Origin of the sequence: Chromobacterium sp. Beijing (assembly GCF_021496765.1) — a bacterium.
Classification (GTDB): domain Bacteria; phylum Pseudomonadota; class Gammaproteobacteria; order Burkholderiales; family Chromobacteriaceae; genus Chromobacterium.
In genome coordinates, this window is record NZ_CP053750.1 from 5,047,445 (window position 1) to 5,066,163 (window position 18,719).

At 62.8% G+C, this 18,719-nt stretch carries 26 protein-coding genes and 1 pseudogene; 4 read left to right on the top strand and 23 right to left on the bottom strand.

Features of this window, described 5'->3' with window-relative positions; all coding sequences use genetic code 11:
- Positions 1-8 precede the first annotated feature (8 nt).
- The 3 genes from HQN78_RS23655 to HQN78_RS23665 are packed head-to-tail and all read right to left on the bottom strand — an operon-like array spanning position 9 to position 2,066.
- Positions 9-317 (bottom strand): phage tail assembly protein, encoded by a 309-nt coding sequence (locus HQN78_RS23655; RefSeq protein WP_235086735.1) that lies wholly within the window; start codon positions 315-317, stop codon positions 9-11.
- A 45-nt stretch (positions 318-362) separates the two neighbouring features.
- Positions 363-881, bottom strand: a complete 519-nt coding sequence (locus HQN78_RS23660) for a phage major tail tube protein (RefSeq protein ID WP_235086737.1) — start codon at positions 879-881, stop codon at positions 363-365.
- A gap of 12 nt (positions 882-893) precedes the next feature.
- A complete protein-coding gene (locus tag HQN78_RS23665) occupies positions 894-2,066 on the bottom strand; it encodes a phage tail sheath protein (protein ID WP_235086739.1) in 1,173 nt (390 codons plus the stop codon).
- 130 nt (positions 2,067-2,196) lie between these two features.
- Here HQN78_RS23665 and HQN78_RS23670 point away from each other — a divergent pair, with 130 nt between their 5' ends.
- Entirely contained in the window at positions 2,197-2,631 is a 435-nt protein-coding gene (locus HQN78_RS23670; RefSeq protein ID WP_235086742.1) for a LuxR C-terminal-related transcriptional regulator, read from the top strand.
- Between the two features lie 75 nt (positions 2,632-2,706).
- Positions 2,707-2,898, top strand: a complete 192-nt coding sequence (locus HQN78_RS23675) for a hypothetical protein (RefSeq protein WP_235086744.1) — start codon at positions 2,707-2,709, stop codon at positions 2,896-2,898.
- 61 nt (positions 2,899-2,959) lie between these two features.
- Here HQN78_RS23675 and HQN78_RS23680 read toward each other — a convergent pair whose 3' ends face one another.
- The 20 genes from HQN78_RS23680 to HQN78_RS23775 all read right to left on the bottom strand — a co-directional run bounded on the left by HQN78_RS23680 (position 2,960) and on the right by HQN78_RS23775 (position 15,735).
- The gene (locus tag HQN78_RS23680) at positions 2,960-3,517 is read right to left on the bottom strand and encodes a tail fiber assembly protein (RefSeq protein ID WP_235086746.1); all 558 of its coding nucleotides are present in this window, start codon (positions 3,515-3,517) and stop codon (positions 2,960-2,962) included.
- Positions 3,518-3,526: 9 nt separating this feature from the next.
- On the bottom strand, positions 3,527-4,675 hold the full coding sequence (locus tag HQN78_RS23685; protein WP_235086749.1) for a phage tail protein: 1,149 nt from the start codon (positions 4,673-4,675) through the stop codon (positions 3,527-3,529).
- A gap of 15 nt (positions 4,676-4,690) precedes the next feature.
- Positions 4,691-5,254 (bottom strand): phage tail protein I, encoded by a 564-nt coding sequence (locus HQN78_RS23690; RefSeq protein WP_235086752.1) that lies wholly within the window; start codon positions 5,252-5,254, stop codon positions 4,691-4,693.
- Positions 5,247-6,161, bottom strand: a complete 915-nt coding sequence (locus HQN78_RS23695; protein ID WP_235086754.1) for a baseplate J/gp47 family protein — start codon at positions 6,159-6,161, stop codon at positions 5,247-5,249. Before HQN78_RS23695 ends, HQN78_RS23690 begins: the two co-directional genes overlap by 8 nt.
- Positions 6,158-6,517 (bottom strand): GPW/gp25 family protein, encoded by a 360-nt coding sequence (locus HQN78_RS23700; RefSeq protein WP_235086756.1) that lies wholly within the window; start codon positions 6,515-6,517, stop codon positions 6,158-6,160. The genes HQN78_RS23695 and HQN78_RS23700 overlap by 4 nt, the downstream gene beginning before the upstream one ends.
- Positions 6,514-7,179: a phage baseplate assembly protein V gene (locus HQN78_RS23705; protein ID WP_235086758.1), complete on the bottom strand. Its 666-nt coding sequence runs from the start codon at positions 7,177-7,179 to the stop codon at positions 6,514-6,516. The genes HQN78_RS23700 and HQN78_RS23705 overlap by 4 nt, the downstream gene beginning before the upstream one ends.
- Before the next feature lie 79 nt (positions 7,180-7,258).
- Positions 7,259-8,341, bottom strand: coding sequence for a hypothetical protein (locus HQN78_RS23710; protein WP_235086761.1), 1,083 nt, complete (start codon positions 8,339-8,341; stop codon positions 7,259-7,261).
- Positions 8,342-8,458: 117 nt separating this feature from the next.
- Positions 8,459-9,604, bottom strand: coding sequence for a DUF2235 domain-containing protein (locus tag HQN78_RS23715; protein WP_235086763.1), 1,146 nt, complete (start codon positions 9,602-9,604; stop codon positions 8,459-8,461).
- A gap of 68 nt (positions 9,605-9,672) precedes the next feature.
- A complete protein-coding gene (locus HQN78_RS23720; protein WP_235086765.1) occupies positions 9,673-10,125 on the bottom strand; it encodes a phage virion morphogenesis protein in 453 nt (150 codons plus the stop codon).
- On the bottom strand, positions 10,125-10,541 hold the full coding sequence (locus tag HQN78_RS23725) for a phage tail protein (RefSeq protein WP_235086768.1): 417 nt from the start codon (positions 10,539-10,541) through the stop codon (positions 10,125-10,127). Before HQN78_RS23725 ends, HQN78_RS23720 begins: the two co-directional genes overlap by 1 nt.
- Positions 10,538-10,741 (bottom strand): TraR/DksA family transcriptional regulator, encoded by a 204-nt coding sequence (locus tag HQN78_RS23730; protein WP_043591235.1) that lies wholly within the window; start codon positions 10,739-10,741, stop codon positions 10,538-10,540. Before HQN78_RS23730 ends, HQN78_RS23725 begins: the two co-directional genes overlap by 4 nt.
- Positions 10,734-11,150, bottom strand: coding sequence for an Rz1-like lysis system protein LysC (lysC, locus tag HQN78_RS23735; RefSeq protein ID WP_370646577.1), 417 nt, complete (start codon positions 11,148-11,150; stop codon positions 10,734-10,736). Before lysC ends, HQN78_RS23730 begins: the two co-directional genes overlap by 8 nt.
- A gap of 135 nt (positions 11,151-11,285) precedes the next feature.
- Positions 11,286-11,690 (bottom strand): M15 family metallopeptidase, encoded by a 405-nt coding sequence (locus HQN78_RS23740; protein WP_235086773.1) that lies wholly within the window; start codon positions 11,688-11,690, stop codon positions 11,286-11,288.
- 14 nt (positions 11,691-11,704) lie between these two features.
- Positions 11,705-12,013 carry a phage holin family protein gene (locus HQN78_RS23745; protein WP_235086776.1) on the bottom strand — a complete coding sequence of 103 codons (309 nt, stop codon included), beginning with the start codon at positions 12,011-12,013 and terminating at the stop codon, positions 11,705-11,707.
- Positions 12,010-12,390 carry a putative holin gene (locus HQN78_RS23750; protein WP_235086778.1) on the bottom strand — a complete coding sequence of 127 codons (381 nt, stop codon included), beginning with the start codon at positions 12,388-12,390 and terminating at the stop codon, positions 12,010-12,012. Before HQN78_RS23750 ends, HQN78_RS23745 begins: the two co-directional genes overlap by 4 nt.
- 2 nt (positions 12,391-12,392) lie before the next feature.
- A complete protein-coding gene (locus HQN78_RS23755) occupies positions 12,393-12,608 on the bottom strand; it encodes a tail protein X (protein ID WP_235086782.1) in 216 nt (71 codons plus the stop codon).
- Positions 12,608-13,081 carry a head completion/stabilization protein gene (locus HQN78_RS23760; RefSeq protein WP_235086785.1) on the bottom strand — a complete coding sequence of 158 codons (474 nt, stop codon included), beginning with the start codon at positions 13,079-13,081 and terminating at the stop codon, positions 12,608-12,610. The genes HQN78_RS23755 and HQN78_RS23760 overlap by 1 nt, the downstream gene beginning before the upstream one ends.
- A 101-nt stretch (positions 13,082-13,182) precedes the next feature.
- The gene (gene gpM / locus HQN78_RS23765) at positions 13,183-13,848 is read right to left on the bottom strand and encodes a phage terminase small subunit (protein WP_235086787.1); all 666 of its coding nucleotides are present in this window, start codon (positions 13,846-13,848) and stop codon (positions 13,183-13,185) included.
- Complete coding sequence (locus tag HQN78_RS23770) at positions 13,845-14,876, bottom strand: phage major capsid protein, P2 family (RefSeq protein ID WP_235086789.1); 1,032 nt, start codon at positions 14,874-14,876, stop codon at positions 13,845-13,847. The genes gpM and HQN78_RS23770 overlap by 4 nt, the downstream gene beginning before the upstream one ends.
- 46 nt (positions 14,877-14,922) lie before the next feature.
- Complete coding sequence (locus HQN78_RS23775; protein ID WP_235086791.1) at positions 14,923-15,735, bottom strand: GPO family capsid scaffolding protein; 813 nt, start codon at positions 15,733-15,735, stop codon at positions 14,923-14,925.
- A gap of 148 nt (positions 15,736-15,883) precedes the next feature.
- Between HQN78_RS23775 and HQN78_RS23780 the strand changes: the two are divergent.
- Positions 15,884-17,649 (top strand): annotated as a pseudogene (locus HQN78_RS23780) (terminase ATPase subunit family protein).
- On the top strand, positions 17,649-18,674 hold the full coding sequence (locus tag HQN78_RS23785; protein ID WP_235086794.1) for a phage portal protein: 1,026 nt from the start codon (positions 17,649-17,651) through the stop codon (positions 18,672-18,674). The pseudogene HQN78_RS23780 and the gene HQN78_RS23785 overlap by 1 nt, the downstream one beginning before the upstream one ends.
- Positions 18,675-18,719: the final 45 nt, after the last annotated feature.

The following is an 18,719-nucleotide window of genomic DNA, read 5'->3' on the forward strand; positions in this document are numbered from 1 at the left end:
GGCGTCTTCTACGCGGCCGGGGAGGCCGTGTCCGCTTCGCTCGGCTGCCGCTCCTTCTTCCCCAAAAAACTGGCCACCGCGATGCCGCATTCGGTCAGGTCGGCCGGGTCCATGCCTTGGACCTCCTGCTCGGTCAGCGGCGGCAGGGTGATGCGCGGCAGCAGGGTGATCAGCGCGCCGACGTCCATTTGCAGCAGGTCCACCAGCTTGGTGCCGCGCAGTTGGCCGGCGCTGGGCTTGCTGATGCGGAGGGCGGCGATCTGGGTCTGTCCGCGCTGGATAGGCTGGTCCAGGGTGATGGGGGCTTTGTCTTGCATGGTATGTCCTTGGTTTGAGCGGCCCGGGCGGGCCGGGTGAGGGTTTTACAGACCGACGTTGGCGCGGTGCTGGGCCTGGCGGTCTTGGCCAAACACTTTGAACACGTCGTTGACGACGTCGACTTCCAGCCACTCCTCGCCGTCGACGATCAGCTTGTAATAGCTGAGGTCGGTCTTGACCTTGAACGCGCCGTTTTCCTTGGCCTTGGCGTCGCCCATGTCCAGTTCGTTGTGACGGCCGCGGACGACGACTTCCACCGCCTGGGCGCTGGCGTCGTCTTCCTTGGCGTAGCTGCCCATGAAGCGGATCTGGGCGGCGTCGTGGTTTTCGGCGCCGAAGGTGGCGACGATTTCGCGGATGGGTCCGTTATAGGTCTGCTCCATCTCCAGATCGCCCAGGCCCTTGAGCAGCGCGACCGAGCCGATCATGCCGGCGCCGCGGTACTTTTCGGTTTCCATGGCGACCTTGGGCAGCTTGACTTCCAGCGCCTGGCCGATGAAGCCGACGCCGTCGATGAAGACATTGAATTTGCGCAGCGCGCGCGGCAGTGCGATGCCTGACATGGGGGCGTGTCCTTATGCGTTGACCTGGCTGGCGAAGTCCATCAGGTATTTATCGGTGATGCGCTGGCGCAGGCTGATGTTCTCCGCCGGCGGCACCGGGGTGTAGTCGTAGTCGATGGCCAGCTTGCCGGTCTTGAGGCTGTCCTTGTCGTTGACCTTGGCGTCAAACCAGCAGTCGAAGCCGAGCAGATAGCCTTGGTTGACCAGACTGCGGCCCTTGGCTTTCAGGCTTTCGATGATGTCGCGCGCCAGGCCCGGGGTCAGCGGTTTGTCGACGGCCCAGAATTGCGCCTCGGCGAAGGTGTCGGCCAGCACCTGGGCGGTGCGGGTGTAGCTTTCGAACGCATACAGCGGGTCTGCGCTGCAGGTGCGCGAGCCCCAGAAGCGGTAACCGTTCTGGTTGATCAGGGTGGTGACTTCATTGCTGTTCAGGTAGTCGGCGTCGGTGGCGGTGCCTTGCAGATCGAAGTAGACGTCGGCGCTGATGCCGGTGACGCCCTGCACCGGCACATTGGACAAGGTCTTGTGCCAGCCGACGGTTTCGTCGATGAAGGCGCGCAGGCCCAGCGCGCGCGCAGTGGCGTAGGCGGCGGCCTCTTTGTTGGCGGCGCCGTCCCAGGCGATGAAGTCCGGCCAGATGATCATCGCCTCGCGCTGGCCGAAGTTCTTGCGGTAGGCCACCGCGTCTTCCATGGTTTTGCAACCGTAGGCGGACAGGTAGGCGAAGGCGCGAGTCTGCTGCGCCAGGGCGGCCAGCGCCGCCGCCACCGGCTGGTTGTCCAGGCCGGGCGCGCCGAGAATGCGCGGTGACAGCGCAAAGCGGGCTTTGCTGCTCAGCAAGGCCTTGATGCCGGTCTTGCGGCCGTCCGGGGTGGTGGTGCCGATCACCTTGGTGGTGGTTTCCTCGGCGGTTTTGCCGGGCTTGACGCGCACGACGACGATTACCGGCTTGCACTGGTCGGCGATGGCGGCCAGGCTGGTTGCCAGCGTGCCCTTGACGCCAGCCTTGCCGATGGCGCGGTCAATATCGGTGATCAGCACCGGCATGTCTTCTGGGAACGCGACCGGGTCGGCGTCGTCGGAGGTGCAGACCATGCCGATAACGGCGGTGGCGACGGTGCGGATGGGGCGGCTGCCTTCGTCGATTTCAAGGACGCGGACGCCGTGATGGTAATCAGTGGCCATGCGGGCTTCTCCATGCGGGGTTTCCGGCATGGTGGCGCAGGCGGCGGGTCGATGCGACTGCGCTGCGTTGTGCCAGCGGCCCGGACAACTTAGAGTGACGGGCCGATGGTCTGAATTAGAATGTTTTAGGATGCCGCCAGACGCCGCCGGCTTACTCCAGCATTATTTGGCGGCGGCGGGAGACCGCGAGATTCGCGCGTTGTTGCGGCATCTGTCCGGCGTCGCTCATCTTGAGATTCCGCCCCATTTGGTGGGCGGCATGGCGCTGGGTTTGCGGCGCTTGCTGGGCGATGCCGCGGCGCGTGAGCAAAATAAATCCAATGCTTTAGGTCAATTGACGGATAGGGAAATTCAGGTTCTTGAGGCGGTGGCCGCTGGCAGCAGCAATCGGCAAGCGGCGAAAGCTTTGGGCATAAGCGAGCGAACCGTGCGGAATCATATTGAAAACATTGGGAGAAAACTTGGCGTGGGCCGTTTTGATGGGGGCAAAATCACCGTTAGAAAAATCATCCGCCATGTCTATTTTGCGGAGACTATGCGGGACACCGGCGTTTCCGCCGATTAACGCGCGGGAGGCGAGCCTTCACAATCGTCGTTGCAGCACATCAAGCAAGCGAGGTTAAAAATGACTCTAGGCGCCGTGACGACTCCACAACAATTAAACCCCCTGATCGGGGACACTTGCCAGGACACGCTGGAAAACTTGACCACCTGTCTGAGCCGGCTGGGCGAAACGCTGGCGGCCAGCCATGCCGATCCTTCCATCTATTTTTTCACCGCCAGCTGCGCGGCGGCGCTACGGTTTGAGGCCGGCAGGCTGGGCCAGCGCTGATTCACTATTACGTCAATACAACAGCCCGGCGCTTGGCCGGGCTTTTTGTTTGCCGTGCCGCTCAGGGCGAGGGCGGCCAGTCTACCGCCATGGGATAGCCGGCTTGTTGCGGTACCCGCGACAACAGCACGCGGCAGCGCTTCCAGGCTTTGAGCGCGGCCAGCTCTTCGGGCGTTGCCATGTCGAGTTCTACCGCATCTTCCAGCGGGGTGATGGCGGCGTCCGCCGCCGCTCGTCGACTGGCGGTTTCGATATCCACGGCCGCGGCCTGGGCCGCGCGCTGGGCGTTGGCGTCGACGCTCCAGCCATCGCCGGACCAGACAGCGAAGGGCGGCGGCTCCAGTTCAGTTGCATTGAGGCTGTCCGGGCTGTCGCCCAATTGCGCCTGAACTCGTGCCGCCGTCGCTTTACTCCAGAGCTCTATTCCGCGCCAATCTTGCTCCACGACCCAAGCACCGTCGCGGAACAGCGCAATTTCTCTCTCTGCGGTGACCGGCGGCTTGGCCTTGGAGGCATGGGCGGGGAGTAGCCATACACCGGGCTCGAGCGGCGACGCGTTGGCGGTGCTGGTTGACAGGTATTCACCCGTGACGGGGTGATAGTGGTAGATCGTAATCATTGTGAACCCTCAGAATTTGATGCAGGCGAGCAGCGCGATGTTGCGCGGGCGAACGTTTGACATGCCTGAATACCCCGCTCCCCCATTCGACGCGCTCACAGCGGTCAGGTAATAGGCGGCGTTAGCCGTAGCCAGCGCAGGCCCCGCACCATCCGGAAACGCAATCGGTGATTGGATTCCTGTTGACGCTCCAACGATTGTTGAATCTGAGTGCGTGTAGTTAGCGATTGCCGTTGCTTTTTGAAGCGATCCCAATGCCCGCGTTCCATCGCTGCTATCTACCCCGCCGCCGCCATCGTCCCACCCACGCACGAACTCGCCCCGCAGATCCGGAAGCTTGAACGTACTCGCGCCGTCGCCGGCCCCGAATCGGGTTCCAATTGCAGCGAACAACGCCGAATAGACAGTCCGGCTGACCACGGCGCCGTCCGCTCTCAGCCAACCAACCGGCTCAGCCGACATGGCGAAGAATGCGACAGCGCCGGCTGGGGCGGCGTGATTGACATCGGTTTTGGTCGCGCCATCGACGATGCCATATCCGGCCAACGTTGTTGCCTTGGGCGCTTTACCCGCCAGCGCGCTTGTCATGGTGGTGGCGAAGTTCGGGTCGTTGCCCAAGGCCGCGGCCAGCTCGTTCAGCGTGTCCAGCACTGCCGGCGCCGAGCCCACCAGCGCCGCCAGCGCGCCGGCGACGAATTCGGCGTTGACGATGCGCTTGTCGCCGGCGCCGGCCGGAGGCGTTTTTACCGTGGGCTCGCCCGGCAGCGCGGCATTGATCGGCAAGTCCGCCGACTGCAGCGCGCGGCCGGCTGTGGCGCGGCCCTTCTTGTCCACCGTGATCACCGGGTACGCGCCGGCCTCCACACCGGAGTCCGTCAGCGTCAGCGCCGCGCTGACGTTGCCGCCGCCGTCGAACTGCACAGACCAACTACCGTCGCCGCTCATTCCGATTTTGCGCGCCGTGCTCAGCCTGTTGGCGTACTCGATGGCCAGCGCGCCGGCCACGGCGTCGTCCAGCTGCTTCTTAAGCAGGGCCGTCCGGTTTGTCAGCGCTTGAATCGGGATGTTGTCCGGGCAGTCCGGCCCGCCGGTCAGTACCGCGTCTTCGGCAAAATAGGGGACGCGGTCCCAGACTTCCTTATCGTTCAGATATCCCATTGTGTTCCTCTCTCATCACGCCAGGCCGCGGGAGAACGCGCCGTCGCGCCGGCCGTAGCCGTTGCGCGTCAGCGCCGCGTGGCTGAAGTCCAGCGCCACCAGCCGGCAGCGGCCGGCGGCGATGTCGTCCAGCAGCGCGCGCGCGGTCCTGGCTTGTTGGTTGGTCAGCAGGCTGTAACAGATGACGCGGTACTCGGCCCAGTGCGCGCCGCGCGGCCCGCGCAGGTTGTAGGCTTCGCGCCGCCGGCTTCCGTCGCGCCGGTAGCCGCTGCGGCCTTGCTCAATATCGACTTCGCCCAGACCTAGATCCCGGAACAACTGGCGCACCGCGGCGACGGTGCCCTTGCGGCGATGCACGGCGACGGAGGAGCGGATCACGGCGCGCTGGCGCGCTTCGCTGGCGGCGGCGTCGAAGTTGTCGATGCTGCGTTCCCAGGCCAGCAGCGGCAGCAGCGCTATCGGACAGCGGGCGCTGTCGGCGATGCCGCGTATCGGCGATGGGTCGAGATCCGGCGCGCAGCAATCGGCGATGGCGGCTTCCAGCGGGGTGCGATTGGATGGCAGCAAGCGGCTAGTCATGAAGGGCAATCTCCTCGGCCGTGGGGAATTGGCGCAGCGAGCACAGCACGTCGGCCGTCGGCGCGGTGAGCAGCACGCGGCGTACGCCGGCGACATGTAGCGCGGCGTCAATGGCCGAACGCGCGACGGCGGCGCCCAGCCGGCGGCGCGATTCCAGCAGGCGGGCCAGCCTTAGTCTGGCGCCGTCCAGCCCGCCGCTGGCGGCCCGGCCGCCGGGCTCCCATTCGATGGCGGCTTCCACGGCAAAGGCCAAGGGCTCGGCTGGCCGCACTTCGACGGTGTCGCAGATCGGCCGCACGGCTTCGTCGTTGAGCGCCGCGGCGACGGCGGACAGCAGCGCGGCGTCGGGCACGCCGTCGCCGCGACGGTCCATCACGAACACGCGCACGGTGCCGGGCTCCGGCGGCATAGGCAAGGGACTGTTCGGGCCTTCGACGCTGGCGTCCAGCACCTGGCCGTTGGCGCTGAGGGCGTGGAATTTGTAGGCGCCGGCCGGGCCGGCCACGCTGAGGCCTTCCAGCGCCATCTGGCAGCGCCGGCGCAGCGCGCTGTCTTCTTCCCATTCCGCCGGCGTCGGCGGCTCGGCGTCCGGATCGGCCGGCCGCAGCAGTAGCCGTTGTACGCCGTAGTCGGCGGCGCGGTTGTCAAGGTCGGCTCCGGCGGCGTAGGCCAGCAGGCTGGCGAGCGCGGCTTCGTTGACGCGCTGGCGCAGCAGCAGCTCGGTGAAGGCGAACTCCTGCAGCAGCATGGTCAGCGGTTCGCTGTCCAATTGCAGCGCGGCGGCGAGGCCGGCGCGCAGCTCCGCCGGCGCGGCCGCCAGCAGCCTGGCCTTGCGGCTTTGGAACAGGGTTTCGAAGTCCAGCGCTTCGATCACGTCCGGCGGCGGCAGTTGGGTCAGGTCTATCATCGCAGGCCCACCGAGAGATTGAGCGCCTGGCCGGCGGACGGTCCATCGCGGCGCCGCGCTTCGATGTCGATGGCCAGCGCACCGGCCTGGCTGCCGGCACCGATGCGCATGCCCACCCGCTGCAGCTCGATTCGTGGCTCATGACGCGCCAGCGCCATCACGGTGGCGGCCAGGCATTGCATCCGGGTTTTGCCGTTGAGCGGCGCGTCCACCAGTTCCGGCAACTGGCAGCCGAACAGCCGGCGCTGCACGCGCTGATACAGCGGCGTTGTCAGCACTTTTTGTACGCATTGCCGCAGCTGCGCATCGTCGATGATGGCGCGGCCGGTGTTGGCGTTGAGTCCGATGTAGTTCATTGCGGGCCTCCGGTGTTGCCGCCGTGGGCGTCGGGGTGGGTGTGGCTGTCCAGCACCACGCCGTTGCTGCTGAGCTGGCCGCCGCTGTGAGTGATGTCGCCGCTGATGGCGGTGCCGGCGCCGCCGCCGGTGCCGGCCAGGCCGGCTTGATAGCTGAGCAGGCCTTCGCTGGTGGTGGCGCCCTTGACGGTCAGATTGCCGCCGACGGTCAGGTTGCCGCTGGTTTCGGTTTCCGGGCTGTGGATGACGCAACGCACGGCGGCTTGAATGGTGGCGGCCTGGATGCCGGACACGCTGAGTTCGCCGCGGCCGTGGTGGTAGGCGAGGCGGGCGCCGTCCGGAAACACTCGCACCCATTCGCCGGTGTCGGCGCTGGGCGGCGGCGCATCGTCGGCATTGAGGCCGAGCAGCACCAGGCCGGCGGTGGTTTCGCCGGACGGGCTCAGGATCAGGCATTGTTCGCCCGGTGTCGGCGGGTCCCAATCGCGGGTGCCGCCGGCGCGAGTGTGAAACCAGGCCAGCCAGCCGGTCAGCAGGCCGCCGGAGCGGACGCGGACGCGCGGCGGCTTGGCTTGCACGGCGGCGATGGTGCCGGTGCGCAGCAGGTTTTCAAAGCGGGTGATCAGGTCGATGGGGTCCATGCCGGGCAGTGTGCCCGGCATGGCGTGGTTTGTGGTGGGGTGGGTGTTGTGTGGGGAGCGGGGACAACCACGAGATAGAAATTCTTTTTCTCAGCGACTTTTACTTGGTTCCGTTGTTTGAGCTTGCATTGCTTTCTTTTTTGACGCCGTTGCCGAGAATGTTCAATAAGTCAGGTATGAATTTTTCGGCAAAGCCAAAAATGAATGCCCATACAGCCATTTTGCAGGTGTCGCTATAGTCTGATAGTTTGAAGTAATAGGAGCCGTCTACGACTTTCGATATTTTAGGCATTAGATCGGGTTGGAGGATGTCTTTGAATAGTCCTGAACCAAATATAAAAAGCCCCATGGCGCCAAATACGGCACCACTTGCCAGCGCCAAGTAAAGGCTCCAGGACCCATCAATGAGTATGGATATGCTGACTCCAGATTTTTGATTGATTTCTTCTTTGGTTTCTATGCCCTGCAATCGTCTGAGTACGCTGGTGAATGCACCCAGTACGCCAAATGTTACGGCAATTGCCAATGATTTTATTGACAGGCTTGTATGGTCTGATATTAATGCTATGAAAAAAGGAATTTCAATTGCAAAGACCGCGAGTAAAAGTTTTAAGCGTAAACCGTCAACGGCTCTTTCTTTTCTGATGGCCCTGTAGTAAGAACGTTGTCCATTAATTACACTGGTTAATAGCTTGTATTTTTTTTGATTGATTTCATGGTTTTTTTTGTTTTGAAAGCTTTGGCGTATGGATGGGTTTCTTAAACGCCTTATTGTGTCACCAAGTCTTGTTTGGTTTTTGGGTTTGCTAGGTGTTTGGTTGTTGTCTCCTAAGGTGCAGTAATCTAAAGCGTTTTCTGCATAATATGTAATTAGATAGGGTAATGAATCATGATGGGCTTCATTGATAATTCTCGCCTCTAGCTTAAATAGTTCTTCCCATGTTGGCATTGGGTTGAACTCTATGGTTGATATGCTCTGTGCAGGTTCGTGGAAGGCATCGTACATTACTTTGACACGGGTGACGTATGCGGCAGCAAGTTTGTGCACTTCAATACGTTCTCTCTTAATGATGGTGTCGTTTAACTTGTCCTCGCTCAAAAAGAAAGATAGCAGTGGGATAGGGGCCCGTAATAATATGGGTTGTAAAGCGTGGCCAAAGCTCTTAGCCGGAATGGTGGTCATTTTCGGTTCCTTTGAAGGTCCCCCCTTGATAGAGTTGATTTATGCTTGTGCTTGATTTGTTTTTTGCATAGTAATTGTTGGTCGTGATATTGATGCGGATCTGAAATAGTGTTTTTCCTATCTTTGAGGTATGTTTTTAGGTTCGTAATTAGAAAAATCACCGTCAAGATTGACTTGTACTCTGTTTCCTAGCCGTTTGGTGACGGTGTCATCATGGCCGATGTTTTTGAAGCTAGGAAACGTGCGAGGGCGTAGATTGATGTCAATGCCCCCCCATTCCTGATGAGCGACCGCCAAGTGATTTGCTGAAATATGATCCGGAATATTTCCAAAAACAATTGGGTTGGGCAAGGCGCTGATTTGGTTTTTCATCCACAGGAGGGCTCCATCAGAAAGGCCGCTCTCGTAATTTGTGATGGGATAGCCGCCGCCTACATCTGCATGTGCTCCAGGTAATAAAACCTGAGTCACGCCGGTTCGTGGGTTCCAAAGCGTGGGCGTGAAGGTGCTACGTTTTTCATCTAATGAAATGCCATGAATACCATAAGAAACTTTGGGGCTTAAGTCGTTGTCGGCAAATTGGAAGGCGTCGATCAATTCGTTTGTGTCGTTAAAGTCGGGAATGCCCATCGCACCCACGGTGTCCCAGACGGCAACGGCGTGAATGTTTGCGTTGATGGAGTTGGTCGGACTCGCGGTCGTTGATTGAAATAGACTTCTGCAATTCATACCCGAAATTAGTGCTTGCAAGGCATTTTTGATGGGAGAGTTGTTGGTGCTGTTTCGGTATCTATACCAGGCTGCACACCCTAATTGATAGGCAACATCATTTGCGTAACTATCTGCGAGCAAACCCTGAGAGCTGATCAGGCCAGCAAGCGCACGGGCCGCGTAGGCGCCGCGACTGAATCCAAGGATGTAAATTTTGTCGTCGCGGCTATAATTTCTGGAGATGAAGGTATAGCCGCGGATGATTTGGGTCATTAGCCCATGGCCCGTTGCGCCATCAAGCATGTTGACAAGAAAATTATCAGAACTACCTACGCCGTGGATGTATTTTGCGATTTGGACGACCTGACCTTCTTGAGTGAGCTTCTTTTCACTTTCTCCATTGCTTTGCCCCAAAGGATCAAAATCATCTCCGGCCAGCCAGTTGTATAGCTTGACCACATTGGTGGCGATTTCTGATTTCAGCTCTCCGGTATTGTCTCTGCCTGCGCTATTCCACGTACCGTCCGCGCAGTAAATGATATTCTTTCCCATTTTGATAGTCCTTGTTTGAACGATGTTTTTAAATCTTAGTGTCGTGATTCCCCATTTCAATGCGTTTTTTATCGGGACAAATACTTAAGTATTACGTCGCTAATATCTTCAATATCCGAGGGAGAAAATCCAAGTAATTGGCGCGCAGGGTATTGCGCCGTCACGCCGCGGTTTCGGCTGACGCGGTCGAGCAGGCCGAGCTGATGCACGCGGGCGATGCGCTGGACCTGGCCGATGAATTCCACCGCGCCGCCGGCCGGGCCGGCCTGGGTCTTGAGGTAGCGCGCCAGGCGCAGCTTGGTAAACATTTGGCGGCGGATGGCGCCCTTTTTCTTGCGCAGCTGTGGCCGGCGCGCTTCAAAGCCGCTGCCGTCCGGGTTTTGCTGCAGACGGATGCGCTGCTGCTGGCTGGCGCGCAGGCTGGCGACGATCTGGCGCGCCAGCGTGCGGCGTTGGGCGGGGCCGAGCTGGGATAGCAGGCCGGACAGTTTGCTGTCCAGCAGGGCGAGGGCGTCGGCCATCAGAATATGCCCGGCGGGTCTTCCGGCTCGCTCAGGTATTCGAAGGCGAAGCCGCCGGCGGCGTCTTTGACCGCTTTGACGCGCTCGCTCAGCTTGAGGGTGATTTCGATGTCCTCGGCGCTGTGGCTGATGATTTCACTGCGGTAGCTGAGGCCGTCGGCGCGCGCGTCCGGGTTTTGCAGCAGCGGCGGTTCGTTGACGGCGATCCAGTCCAGCAGTGGCAGCAGGATGGATTCGATGCCGCGGCCGTATTCGATGACGACCAGCTTCAGGGTGTAGTGCAGGGTGAAATGCAGCGCGCCGGGCCGGGTGGCCAGCTGGCCGTCCTCGGTCCACATGGTCAGCCGGTCCGGGTTGTGACGCAGTTCGGGCAGCGCGGCTTCCAGCGCCGCGCGCAGGGCGTGCGGCTTGTTCATCGTTCCGCCCATTGCTGGCAGGGCACGCAGCGGGTGCAGCCGGGGACGATGCGCTGGCGTGCGGCCGGTATCGGTTCGCCGCAATCCTCGCAGTGGCTGAGGCTGTCGCCGGCGGCGCGGGCGCCGGCGAAGTGGGCGTCGATGGCGGCGTCGCGCTGCAGCTGTTCCAGCGCCTGAGCGCGGTCGTAAAAGTCAGTCATGGTCTTGGCATTCGATGGTGGCATTGACTTTGGCGGCGCAGACTTCAAGCGCCTGCCGCTGCAGTTGCAGCGCCTGGGCCAGCTGGCGGTTGCTGGACGGCGCCGTCGGCGGCAGCTGGCAGCGGGTCAGCGGCGCGCAGCGTTGGCTGCTCAGCACCGGGGGCGCCCACGGCGGCGTAGTCGAGCAGGCGGGCAATGTCAGCAGGGATAGCCACATCGCCCCAAGCAGTATTTTCCGGGGTGGCATTGAGGGCGTTCTCCAGTTTGGCCGCGTTGGCGGCGTGTTTGCGGGCGAGGGCTTCCAGGCGCTCAGCCAGCTGGCGCACGGCGGCAGCCTGGGCGCGGGCGTCCTGTTCTTGCTGGCGCAGTTGCGCGGTCTGCTGGCGGTGGGCGGCTTCCAGTTGGGCATAGGCGGCGATCCGCTCCCGTGCCGCCGCTTGCTGCTGCTGGATAACGCGGGCTTGCAGCCACAGGCCGAGCCCGCCGAGCAGCGCGGCGAGCAGGGCCAGGGTGGCGGCGTAGCGCTTGACGATGTCGGCGAGCATCAGCGGTCCTTCGGCAGCTCGAAGTGGGGGAACTCGCGGAACGGCGCGCCGGGGCGGCCGTACCAGTTGAGGCCCAGCTCCATGCCGATGCGGCCGGCGATCTGCCAATGCGGGTGGGCGGCGCTCCATTCCGGTTTGCCGTTCACCTTGGGCACGATGTCGAAGGCGCGCGCCGCCGGCTTGCCGGCCAACATGGCGTTGTGGGCGGACTGGCCGGAGCGGGCGTTGGTGACTTTGGCGCCGGGCGCGGTGCGGCCTTGGGCATAGAGCTGGTCTTGTTCTTGGCCGCTGCGCCAGGTGCAGGTGATCAGGATGTCGAGGCCGGCGGCCTGGCAGCGTTCCAGGAACTGGCGGCACAGCGGCTGCAGCGCCGGGTGCAGGTCTTCAATGCGGCGGCTGGGCATGGCGATCTCCTCTCTCAGATCCACTTTTCTTTGCGCAACAGGATGGCGAGCCAGGACTGGCGGTTGTCGGTGGTGCGGAACAGCTCCACCACATTGCCGCGCACCGCCAGCAACGCCAGCAGCAAGGCCAGGTTCAGCGCCAGCTGCGGCAAGCGGCTATCCAGGCCGAACAGCTCGAATACGCCGACGCTGCCGGCGGCGACGGACAGCAGGTAGGCGAACAGGCCGGCACGCGGCCGGTGCACGGCGCCGCCGCGGGCGAACAGCAGCAGGCGGGCGGCGATCAGCAGGCAAACCATGGCGGTGGCGATGGGCAGGGTCATTTCTCTTTCCCCTTGAGCAGGCGCAGCTTTTGGAAAAACTCCGGACTGTCGGCGGCGCTGATCAGGCTCAGCAGCGCTTTGACGGCGAGGGCGGAGGCGATCAGCGCGCCCACGCCGTTGCTGACTTCCACCGGTTCCGGCAGCAGCCAATCAACGAAGGTGGCGACGCCGCGGGCGGCAATGATGCCGGCCACAAAGCTGAGCACGAAGAACACCGCTTTTTTGCCGACGCTGATGTCGCTGGAGCTGATGACGAAGACGGCGCCGCCGGCGAACGCGCCGAGCACGACGGCGGCGTCGACGCCGGGAATCAGGGTCAGCAGCGCGGCGGTGGCGAGCGCGCCGGCGGTGGTGGTGGTGCTGATGGGTTCGGCCATATTTAGTCCCACAGGTTGATTAAGGTTTTGACGGGGTCGGCGTCGGCGGCGTCCAGCTCCGGCAGTTGCACCGCCAGGCCCATGGGCAGGGTCGGGCCGTGGTCGGCCAGGCCGGGATTGCTGGCCAGGATGGCCTCCACCACGCCGGCGGTTTTGCCGTAGTGCCGCCAGGCGATGGCGTCGACGCTGTCATGCTGCTGGGCGCGAACGGTGCGCATCAGATCAGATCCACGGTGGCGCGGCCCTTGCTCTGGATGTCGCTGACGGCCCAGCGCGCGTCGCGGCGCAGGTCGTCGGCGGCCAGGTCCAGCTCCTCGGCACGGCGCCGGCCTTCGGCGGTGCTGTCGAAGCTGCGATAGCGTTCGTTCAGCGCGGCGGCGGCGGTGGCGTAGATGGCGCGGCGCCAGTGGGTCAGAATGACGGGCTCGCCGTCGATGTCCTCGCCGGCCACGTCGGCCAGCCGCTGGACGCCGGCGGCCTGCTGGCGCTGGCGCCACTCGGCCAGCTCGGCGTTGACGCTGGCGATGGCGACCACCAGTTCATGGCGCAGCCGTTCATCGGTGACGGTGCCATCCAGGCGCATGACGGCGCGGGCGTGGGCCGGGTCTATCTCAGGCCAGAACGCGCCGGGGCGGATGGGCTGGGCCAGCGGGCTGTCGGCGGCCGGGGCGGCGGTGGAAGGGATGATCATGGGCTGCTGTCCTTGGTGTGACGGTGGAGGGGGCTTCGGCTGTGGGCTTGCGCCCGGCGTCAACCCCCTGCCGTCAGTCGCGCGGGGTCGCTCGGTGTGCCTCAGCCCGGGGGCGTAGGCGTGTTCTTCAGCTTGCGTTCCAGTCCCTCGATGGCTTTCTTGACGCCGATGCCGTTGTGCAACTGCAGCGCGCGGCGCAACTGCTCCAGCGCCTGTTCCGGGTTGCTGTCCGCCAGCGAGAAGCCCAGCTCGCAATGCAGCTTGGCGCGCACTTGATCCGGCATGTCGGCATGGGCGGTCATGGCCATGGCGCGCGCGAGCAGGCCGACATCAAAGCCGGGTTCTTTGGCGTCGCGCAGACGTTTGGCGGCGTCGGAAAGTTCTTCGGCGACGATGGTGCCCAGCGTGCGTTCGAAGCGATCCGGCACATAGAGGTCGTGGCGCATCGCGTAGTCGGCGATGTCTAGCGCGCCCGGGTAGTCGCCGGCGTCGATGCGCCAGATCATCACCGTGACCACGACGTCGTCGCGGCCGCCGGCGTCGGCCTGCAGCACGCCATCCACCCAGGGCGCGTAATCCGGCAGCAGCTCGCGCTTGACCTCGCCCTTGCGCTCGATGGACTGGATTTGCTTGAGCCGGCGCCGGTCGTCGGCCAGCTTGGCCAGCATCAGCTGGTAGCCGCTGGCGTTGGCCATGCCGCCGAAGTCGTCCTCGCCCGACTCCCGTCGCGCGGCTTCGCGCTGGAAGTGCTCGCGGAACAAATTCATGCGGCGGACTCCGGCAGCAGCTCGATGTTTTCGATGAAGGCGCAGCAGCCGTAGTCCTCGATGACGAAATCGTCATTGCTGGACTGGAAGGTTTCAACGCGGTCGCGCTTGGGGTTGTCGATGATGCTGCGGCGGTTGGTGCCTTCCTGCCAGTACACCGACAGGTTGTCCAGGCGGGTGATCAGCACGGCATTGGGCGGGAAGTAGGGCACTTGCACCGCTTGCAGATTGCCTATGCGGCGCTGGCTGACGATCAGATCCTGGGCCGCTTTCTGGTTCATCGGGTCGTGGTTGCCGTTGACCAGCGGGAACAGCTTGTCCGACATCAGCCGGCGGCCACAGATGGCCACCAACTGGGTGTCATTCTGGTGCCATGAGTCGATCAGCTCATTGACCGCGGCGAACACCATCGCGTCCAGGTTGTTGAAGTCGCCGCCCTTGCCGATCTTCATCTTGCCGGCTTCTTTCTTGCCTTCTTTCAGGTAGCGGCCGGGCGCGCGCTCTCGGATTTTTTGCAGCCAGCCGACGGCGACGTCCTGCAGCAACGGGTATTGATTGCGGTTGCTGGTGCGGGCGCGCTTTACGCCGTTGAAGCCCATCATGATGCGGTCCAGCGCGATGCGCTGGATGATGGCGCCGCTGAGGCGCGGGGCGAAGTCAGGGAATTTGGCCCAGGCGTCCAGCGTCTTGTATTTAAGGTGGCTGTCGTAGTTGATCTGCTCGCAGCGGTAGCCGTCCTCGTCCAGCTGCGCCACGTCGCGGGTTTCGCGTTCGCCCTCGTCGGTGTTCTGGGTGCCGGCGATGGGGCCGGACACGCCCAGGCCTACGGTGTCGCCGGATTGCTCTTGCACCGGGAAGAGGTTGATCTTGCCCAGGAAATCGCTGGATTCTTGAACCCGGGTTTCCAGCTTTTGCTGGACGCTGGGCTCGACGCTGAATTTGCTGACGACGTCGCCGACTTCGATGCCGTTCAGGCGGGCGATGTCGTTCAGATAGTGCTTGAACTGCTCGCGGGTTTCGTTGCGCATGTTTTGGGGCTCCGGTGTAGTGGGCTTGGGTTCAGCTGTCGATTGCTCAGCAATCAGCGGCGATGCGGTCTTTGCCGCCGGCCGTGGGTTGGCGGACGAAGCCGACCGGCTGCGCGCTCAATTGCTGTTTCAGTTCGGCGAAGTCGCCGGCCAGGGTTTTGTGCTCGGCCTGCAGCGTCTTGTGCTGGTCTTCCAGCTGGCTGAAGCCTTCCGTCTGTTTGAGCACTTGCTGTTGGCTGTCGGCGATGGTTTCGATGGCCTGCTGCAGCTCGCTGAAACCGCTGTCCACCGCCTTGCGGTTGCTGCTGAACATGGCCTTGATCTTGTTGGCGAAGCCCTCGACGGCGCCGGGGTGGTCGTCTTCCAGCTCCAGGGTGAATTCGATGGCTTCGGTGAACAGATTGCCAGGGCTGAGCTTGCGGCCGGCCAGCGGGCTTTTGCTCGCCGTGGCGCTGAATTGCAGCATTTCGCAGCCCAGGCTGGCGGGGTCGTCGGTGACGGCCAGGCCCACCAGATAGGCCTCGCCGGTATCGGAGAACTCGGGGTTCACTTCGATGGAGGTGTAAACCTTCTGTCGCGCCTTGTTCAGCGCGATTAAATCGTCGGTGGGATCGATGACGGCGAACAGGCCGAGTTTGTTGTCTTCTACTTTGTCGGCGCTCAGCGCTAGCACGTCGCCGTAGCGCTTGAACTGGCTGTCCGGCGAAATGCCTTTGACGTGTTCCAGATTGACGCGCGCGCCGTACTTTTTCGGGTTGTAGTTCGCGGCCATCTGCTCAATCCAGACGCGTTCGATTTTGCGGCCGTCGGTGGTGGCGCCTTCGGTGGCGACGCGGAATTTCCGGCTCTTGCTTGCCATGGGTTGCGGTCCTCGGTCGGGTGTCGGTCGTGACGATGCGCCCATGTTCCGGCCGCGCCGCCGCGCCGTCATCGACATGTCGTTGTGCCACGCTGCAGGACAACCGGCATGGCGGGATTTAGCCGGGAGCGCTCTGCACACTCGCGGCATGACGAGCACTTTTCCCATTCCCGACGATCTGGACCCGCGCCGCCTGGCCAAGCATTTGTACTTTCAAGGCTGGCGGGTGGCGCGCATTGCGGAGACGCTGAAACAGAAGCCGGCGACCATCCATAGCTGGAAGCGCCGCGACCAGTGGGACGACACCACGCCGCTGGAGAGGGTGGATTGCGCGCTGGAAACGCGCATGATTCAGCTGATCAGCATGCCGACGAAGGGAAACAGCGAATACAAGGAGCTGGACGCTCTCGGTCGGCAGATGGAGCGGCTGGAGCGGGTGCGGCGCTATCGCACCGGCGGCAATGAGGCTGACCTTAATCCGAAGGTGGCCGGCCGCAACGCCAAGCCGCGCAAGGCGCCGGAGAAGAACGCGATCAGCGAGGAGCAGCAGGCCAAGTTGGTGGCGGCCTTTCTCGACAAGATGTTCGGCTATCAGAAGAACTGGCACCGCGCCGGCCAGACCGAACGCATCCGCAACATCCTCAAAAGCCGCCAGATCGGCGCGACCTATTACTTTGCCCACGAAGCCTTCATCGACGCGCTGCAGACCGGGCGAAATCAGATTTTCCTGTCGGCGTCCAAGGCCCAGGCCCACCTGTTCCGGGCCTATATCGTCGACTTCGCCCGCGACGCGGCGGATGTGGAGCTGAAAGGGGAAGTGATCAAGCTGCCCAATGGCGCGGAGCTGGCCTTCCTGGGACCAATGGCCGCACCGCGCAAGGGCGTTCCGGCAATGTCTACGTTGACGAGGTGTTCTGGATTCCGCGTTACCAGGAGCTGCGCAAGCTGGTCAGCGCGATGGCGTCGCAAAAGCGCTTCCGCATGACCTATTTTTCGACGCCGTCGGCAATGAGCCACGAGGCTTATCCGTTCTGGACCGGCGAGCATTACAACAAAGGCCGGCCGAAGAAGGACCACATCAAGCTGGACGTCAGTCATGCGGCGCTGGCCGGCGGCCTGCTCTGCGCCGATGGCCAGTGGCGCCAGATCGTCACCATCGAAGACGCCTTGCGCGGCGGCTGCGATTTGTTCGATCTGGACCGGCTGCGGCTGGAGTACAGCCCGGAGGAACTGCTGCAGCTGTTCTACTGCCAGTTCATCGACGACGGCGCCAGCGTGTTTTCCTTCGCTTCGCTGCAGAGCTGCATGGTGGACAGCTGGGAGAAATGGTCCGACGACTTCAAGCCGTTCGCGCTGCGGCCCTACGGCCACCGCGAAGTGTGGCTGGGTTATGACCCAAGCGAGAGCGGCGACAGCGCCGCGCTGGTGATCGTGGCGCCGCCGTTGACGCCTGGCGGCAAGTTCCGCGTGCTGGAGCGTATGCAGTTCAAGGGCTGGGACTTCGCCGCCCAGGCCAAGGCGATCAAGGACCAGTGCGAGCGCTATAACGTCGCCTATCTTGGCATTGACGCCACCGGCCTGGGCTCAGGCGTATTCCAGCTAGTGAAGCAGTTCCGGCCGGATGCGGTGGGCCTGCAGTATTCGCTGGAGCTGAAAACCAAGATGGTGCTCAAGGCCATGGACGTGATCCACCACGGCCGGCTGGAGTTCGACGCTGGCAACACCGATATCGCCGCGTCCTTTCTGTCGATCAAGAAAACCAGTACCGCCAGCGGCCGCGCCGTGACCTTCCAGGCCGGCCGCTCCGAAGAAACCAGTCACGCGGATCTGGCGTTCGCCGTGATGCATACCCTGATCAACGAACCGCTGGAGGGCGCCAGCGGCGTGTCTTCCAGCTTCATGGAGTTTTCCTGATGAGCAAGCCACGCAATCGACGCATCCGCGCCACCCAACAAGAAACAGCCGCCGGCGCCACCAAGATGGAAGCCTTCAGCTTTGGCGACCCGGTCCCGGTTTTGGACCGGCGCGAAATCCTCGACTACTTACAGTGTTCGGACGCGGGCAAGTGGTACGAACCGCCGATTTCATGGGAAGGGCTGGCCCGTTCCTGGCGCGCCAGCGTCCACCACGCCAGCGCGCTGGCGGTGAAGCGCAACCGCCTGGCCGCGTTGTTCAAGCCGCACAAGCTGTTGTCCCGTGAACATTTCACCATCCTGGCGCAGGACTTTCTGATTTTCGGCAACGGCTATCTGGAGCGCGAGCGTAATGTCCTGGGTGGCACCATCCGCCACAAGCCGGCGCTGGCCAAGCACACCCGCCGTGGCAAAGAGGCCGGTCAATACTGGTGGGTGCCGAACCATGGCCAGGAGCAGGAGCTGGGCGAGGTCTGCCACCTTATCGAGCCCGATATCAATCAGGAAATCTACGGCTTGCCCGAATACCTGGCCGCGCTGAACAGCGCCTGGCTGAACGAGTCGGCGACGTTGTTCCGGCGCAAATACTATTTGAACGGTTCGCACGCCGGCTTTCTGCTCTACATGACCGACGCAGCCCACAGCCAGAAGGACGTGGACGAGCTACGGCAGAAAGTGAAAGAGTCCAAAGGCGTGGGGAATTTCCGCAATCTGTTCATGTACGCGCCGGGCGGAAAGAAAGACGGGGTGCAGATCATCCCAATCAGCGAAGTGGCCGCGCGTGACGAGTTCTTCAACATCAAGAACGTGACCCGCGATGATGTCCTGGCCGCGCACCGTGTCCCGCCTCAGCTTCTGGGCATCGTCCCCAGCAATACCGGCGGCTTCGGTGACGTCAGCAAGGCGGACGAAGCCTTCCATGAAGGCGAGATGGTCCCGCTTCAGGCGCGGCTATCGGCGATCAACGACATGGTCGGGGAGGATATCATCGAGTTCCGATCATACAACCCGAAAAGCCAAGCGTAATAGGGCTCCAGCGCCCCCATAGAAGGCCGCCAGCAAGGCGGCCTT

What these genes read in the sequence shown, in the direction of transcription:
- HQN78_RS23655 (WP_235086735.1), bottom strand. Translation starts at nt 317, where the DNA reads ATGCAAGACAAAGCCCCCATCACCCTGGACCAGCCTATCCAGCGCGGA.
- HQN78_RS23660 (WP_235086737.1), bottom strand. Translation starts at nt 881, where the DNA reads ATGTCAGGCATCGCACTGCCGCGCGCGCTGCGCAAATTCAATGTCTTC.
- HQN78_RS23665 (WP_235086739.1), bottom strand. Translation starts at nt 2,066, where the DNA reads ATGGCCACTGATTACCATCACGGCGTCCGCGTCCTTGAAATCGACGAA.
- HQN78_RS23670 (WP_235086742.1), top strand. Translation starts at nt 2,197, where the DNA reads ATGCCGCCAGACGCCGCCGGCTTACTCCAGCATTATTTGGCGGCGGCG.
- HQN78_RS23680 (WP_235086746.1), bottom strand. Translation starts at nt 3,517, where the DNA reads ATGATTACGATCTACCACTATCACCCCGTCACGGGTGAATACCTGTCA.
- HQN78_RS23685 (WP_235086749.1), bottom strand. Translation starts at nt 4,675, where the DNA reads ATGGGATATCTGAACGATAAGGAAGTCTGGGACCGCGTCCCCTATTTT.
- HQN78_RS23690 (WP_235086752.1), bottom strand. Translation starts at nt 5,254, where the DNA reads ATGACTAGCCGCTTGCTGCCATCCAATCGCACCCCGCTGGAAGCCGCC.
- HQN78_RS23695 (WP_235086754.1), bottom strand. Translation starts at nt 6,161, where the DNA reads ATGATAGACCTGACCCAACTGCCGCCGCCGGACGTGATCGAAGCGCTG.
- HQN78_RS23700 (WP_235086756.1), bottom strand. Translation starts at nt 6,517, where the DNA reads ATGAACTACATCGGACTCAACGCCAACACCGGCCGCGCCATCATCGAC.
- HQN78_RS23705 (WP_235086758.1), bottom strand. Translation starts at nt 7,179, where the DNA reads ATGCCGGGCACACTGCCCGGCATGGACCCCATCGACCTGATCACCCGC.
- HQN78_RS23710 (WP_235086761.1), bottom strand. Translation starts at nt 8,341, where the DNA reads ATGACCACCATTCCGGCTAAGAGCTTTGGCCACGCTTTACAACCCATA.
- HQN78_RS23715 (WP_235086763.1), bottom strand. Translation starts at nt 9,604, where the DNA reads ATGGGAAAGAATATCATTTACTGCGCGGACGGTACGTGGAATAGCGCA.
- HQN78_RS23720 (WP_235086765.1), bottom strand. Translation starts at nt 10,125, where the DNA reads ATGGCCGACGCCCTCGCCCTGCTGGACAGCAAACTGTCCGGCCTGCTA.
- HQN78_RS23725 (WP_235086768.1), bottom strand. Translation starts at nt 10,541, where the DNA reads ATGAACAAGCCGCACGCCCTGCGCGCGGCGCTGGAAGCCGCGCTGCCC.
- HQN78_RS23730 (WP_043591235.1), bottom strand. Translation starts at nt 10,741, where the DNA reads ATGACTGACTTTTACGACCGCGCTCAGGCGCTGGAACAGCTGCAGCGC.
- lysC (WP_370646577.1), bottom strand. Translation starts at nt 11,150, where the DNA reads ATGCCCAACTGGAAGCCGCCCACCGCCAGCAGACCGCGCAACTGCGCC.
- HQN78_RS23740 (WP_235086773.1), bottom strand. Translation starts at nt 11,690, where the DNA reads ATGCCCAGCCGCCGCATTGAAGACCTGCACCCGGCGCTGCAGCCGCTG.
- HQN78_RS23745 (WP_235086776.1), bottom strand. Translation starts at nt 12,013, where the DNA reads ATGACCCTGCCCATCGCCACCGCCATGGTTTGCCTGCTGATCGCCGCC.
- HQN78_RS23750 (WP_235086778.1), bottom strand. Translation starts at nt 12,390, where the DNA reads ATGGCCGAACCCATCAGCACCACCACCACCGCCGGCGCGCTCGCCACC.
- HQN78_RS23755 (WP_235086782.1), bottom strand. Translation starts at nt 12,608, where the DNA reads ATGCGCACCGTTCGCGCCCAGCAGCATGACAGCGTCGACGCCATCGCC.
- HQN78_RS23760 (WP_235086785.1), bottom strand. Translation starts at nt 13,081, where the DNA reads ATGATCATCCCTTCCACCGCCGCCCCGGCCGCCGACAGCCCGCTGGCC.
- gpM (WP_235086787.1), bottom strand. Translation starts at nt 13,848, where the DNA reads ATGAATTTGTTCCGCGAGCACTTCCAGCGCGAAGCCGCGCGACGGGAG.
- HQN78_RS23770 (WP_235086789.1), bottom strand. Translation starts at nt 14,876, where the DNA reads ATGCGCAACGAAACCCGCGAGCAGTTCAAGCACTATCTGAACGACATC.
- HQN78_RS23775 (WP_235086791.1), bottom strand. Translation starts at nt 15,735, where the DNA reads ATGGCAAGCAAGAGCCGGAAATTCCGCGTCGCCACCGAAGGCGCCACC.
- HQN78_RS23785 (WP_235086794.1), top strand. Translation starts at nt 17,649, where the DNA reads ATGAGCAAGCCACGCAATCGACGCATCCGCGCCACCCAACAAGAAACA.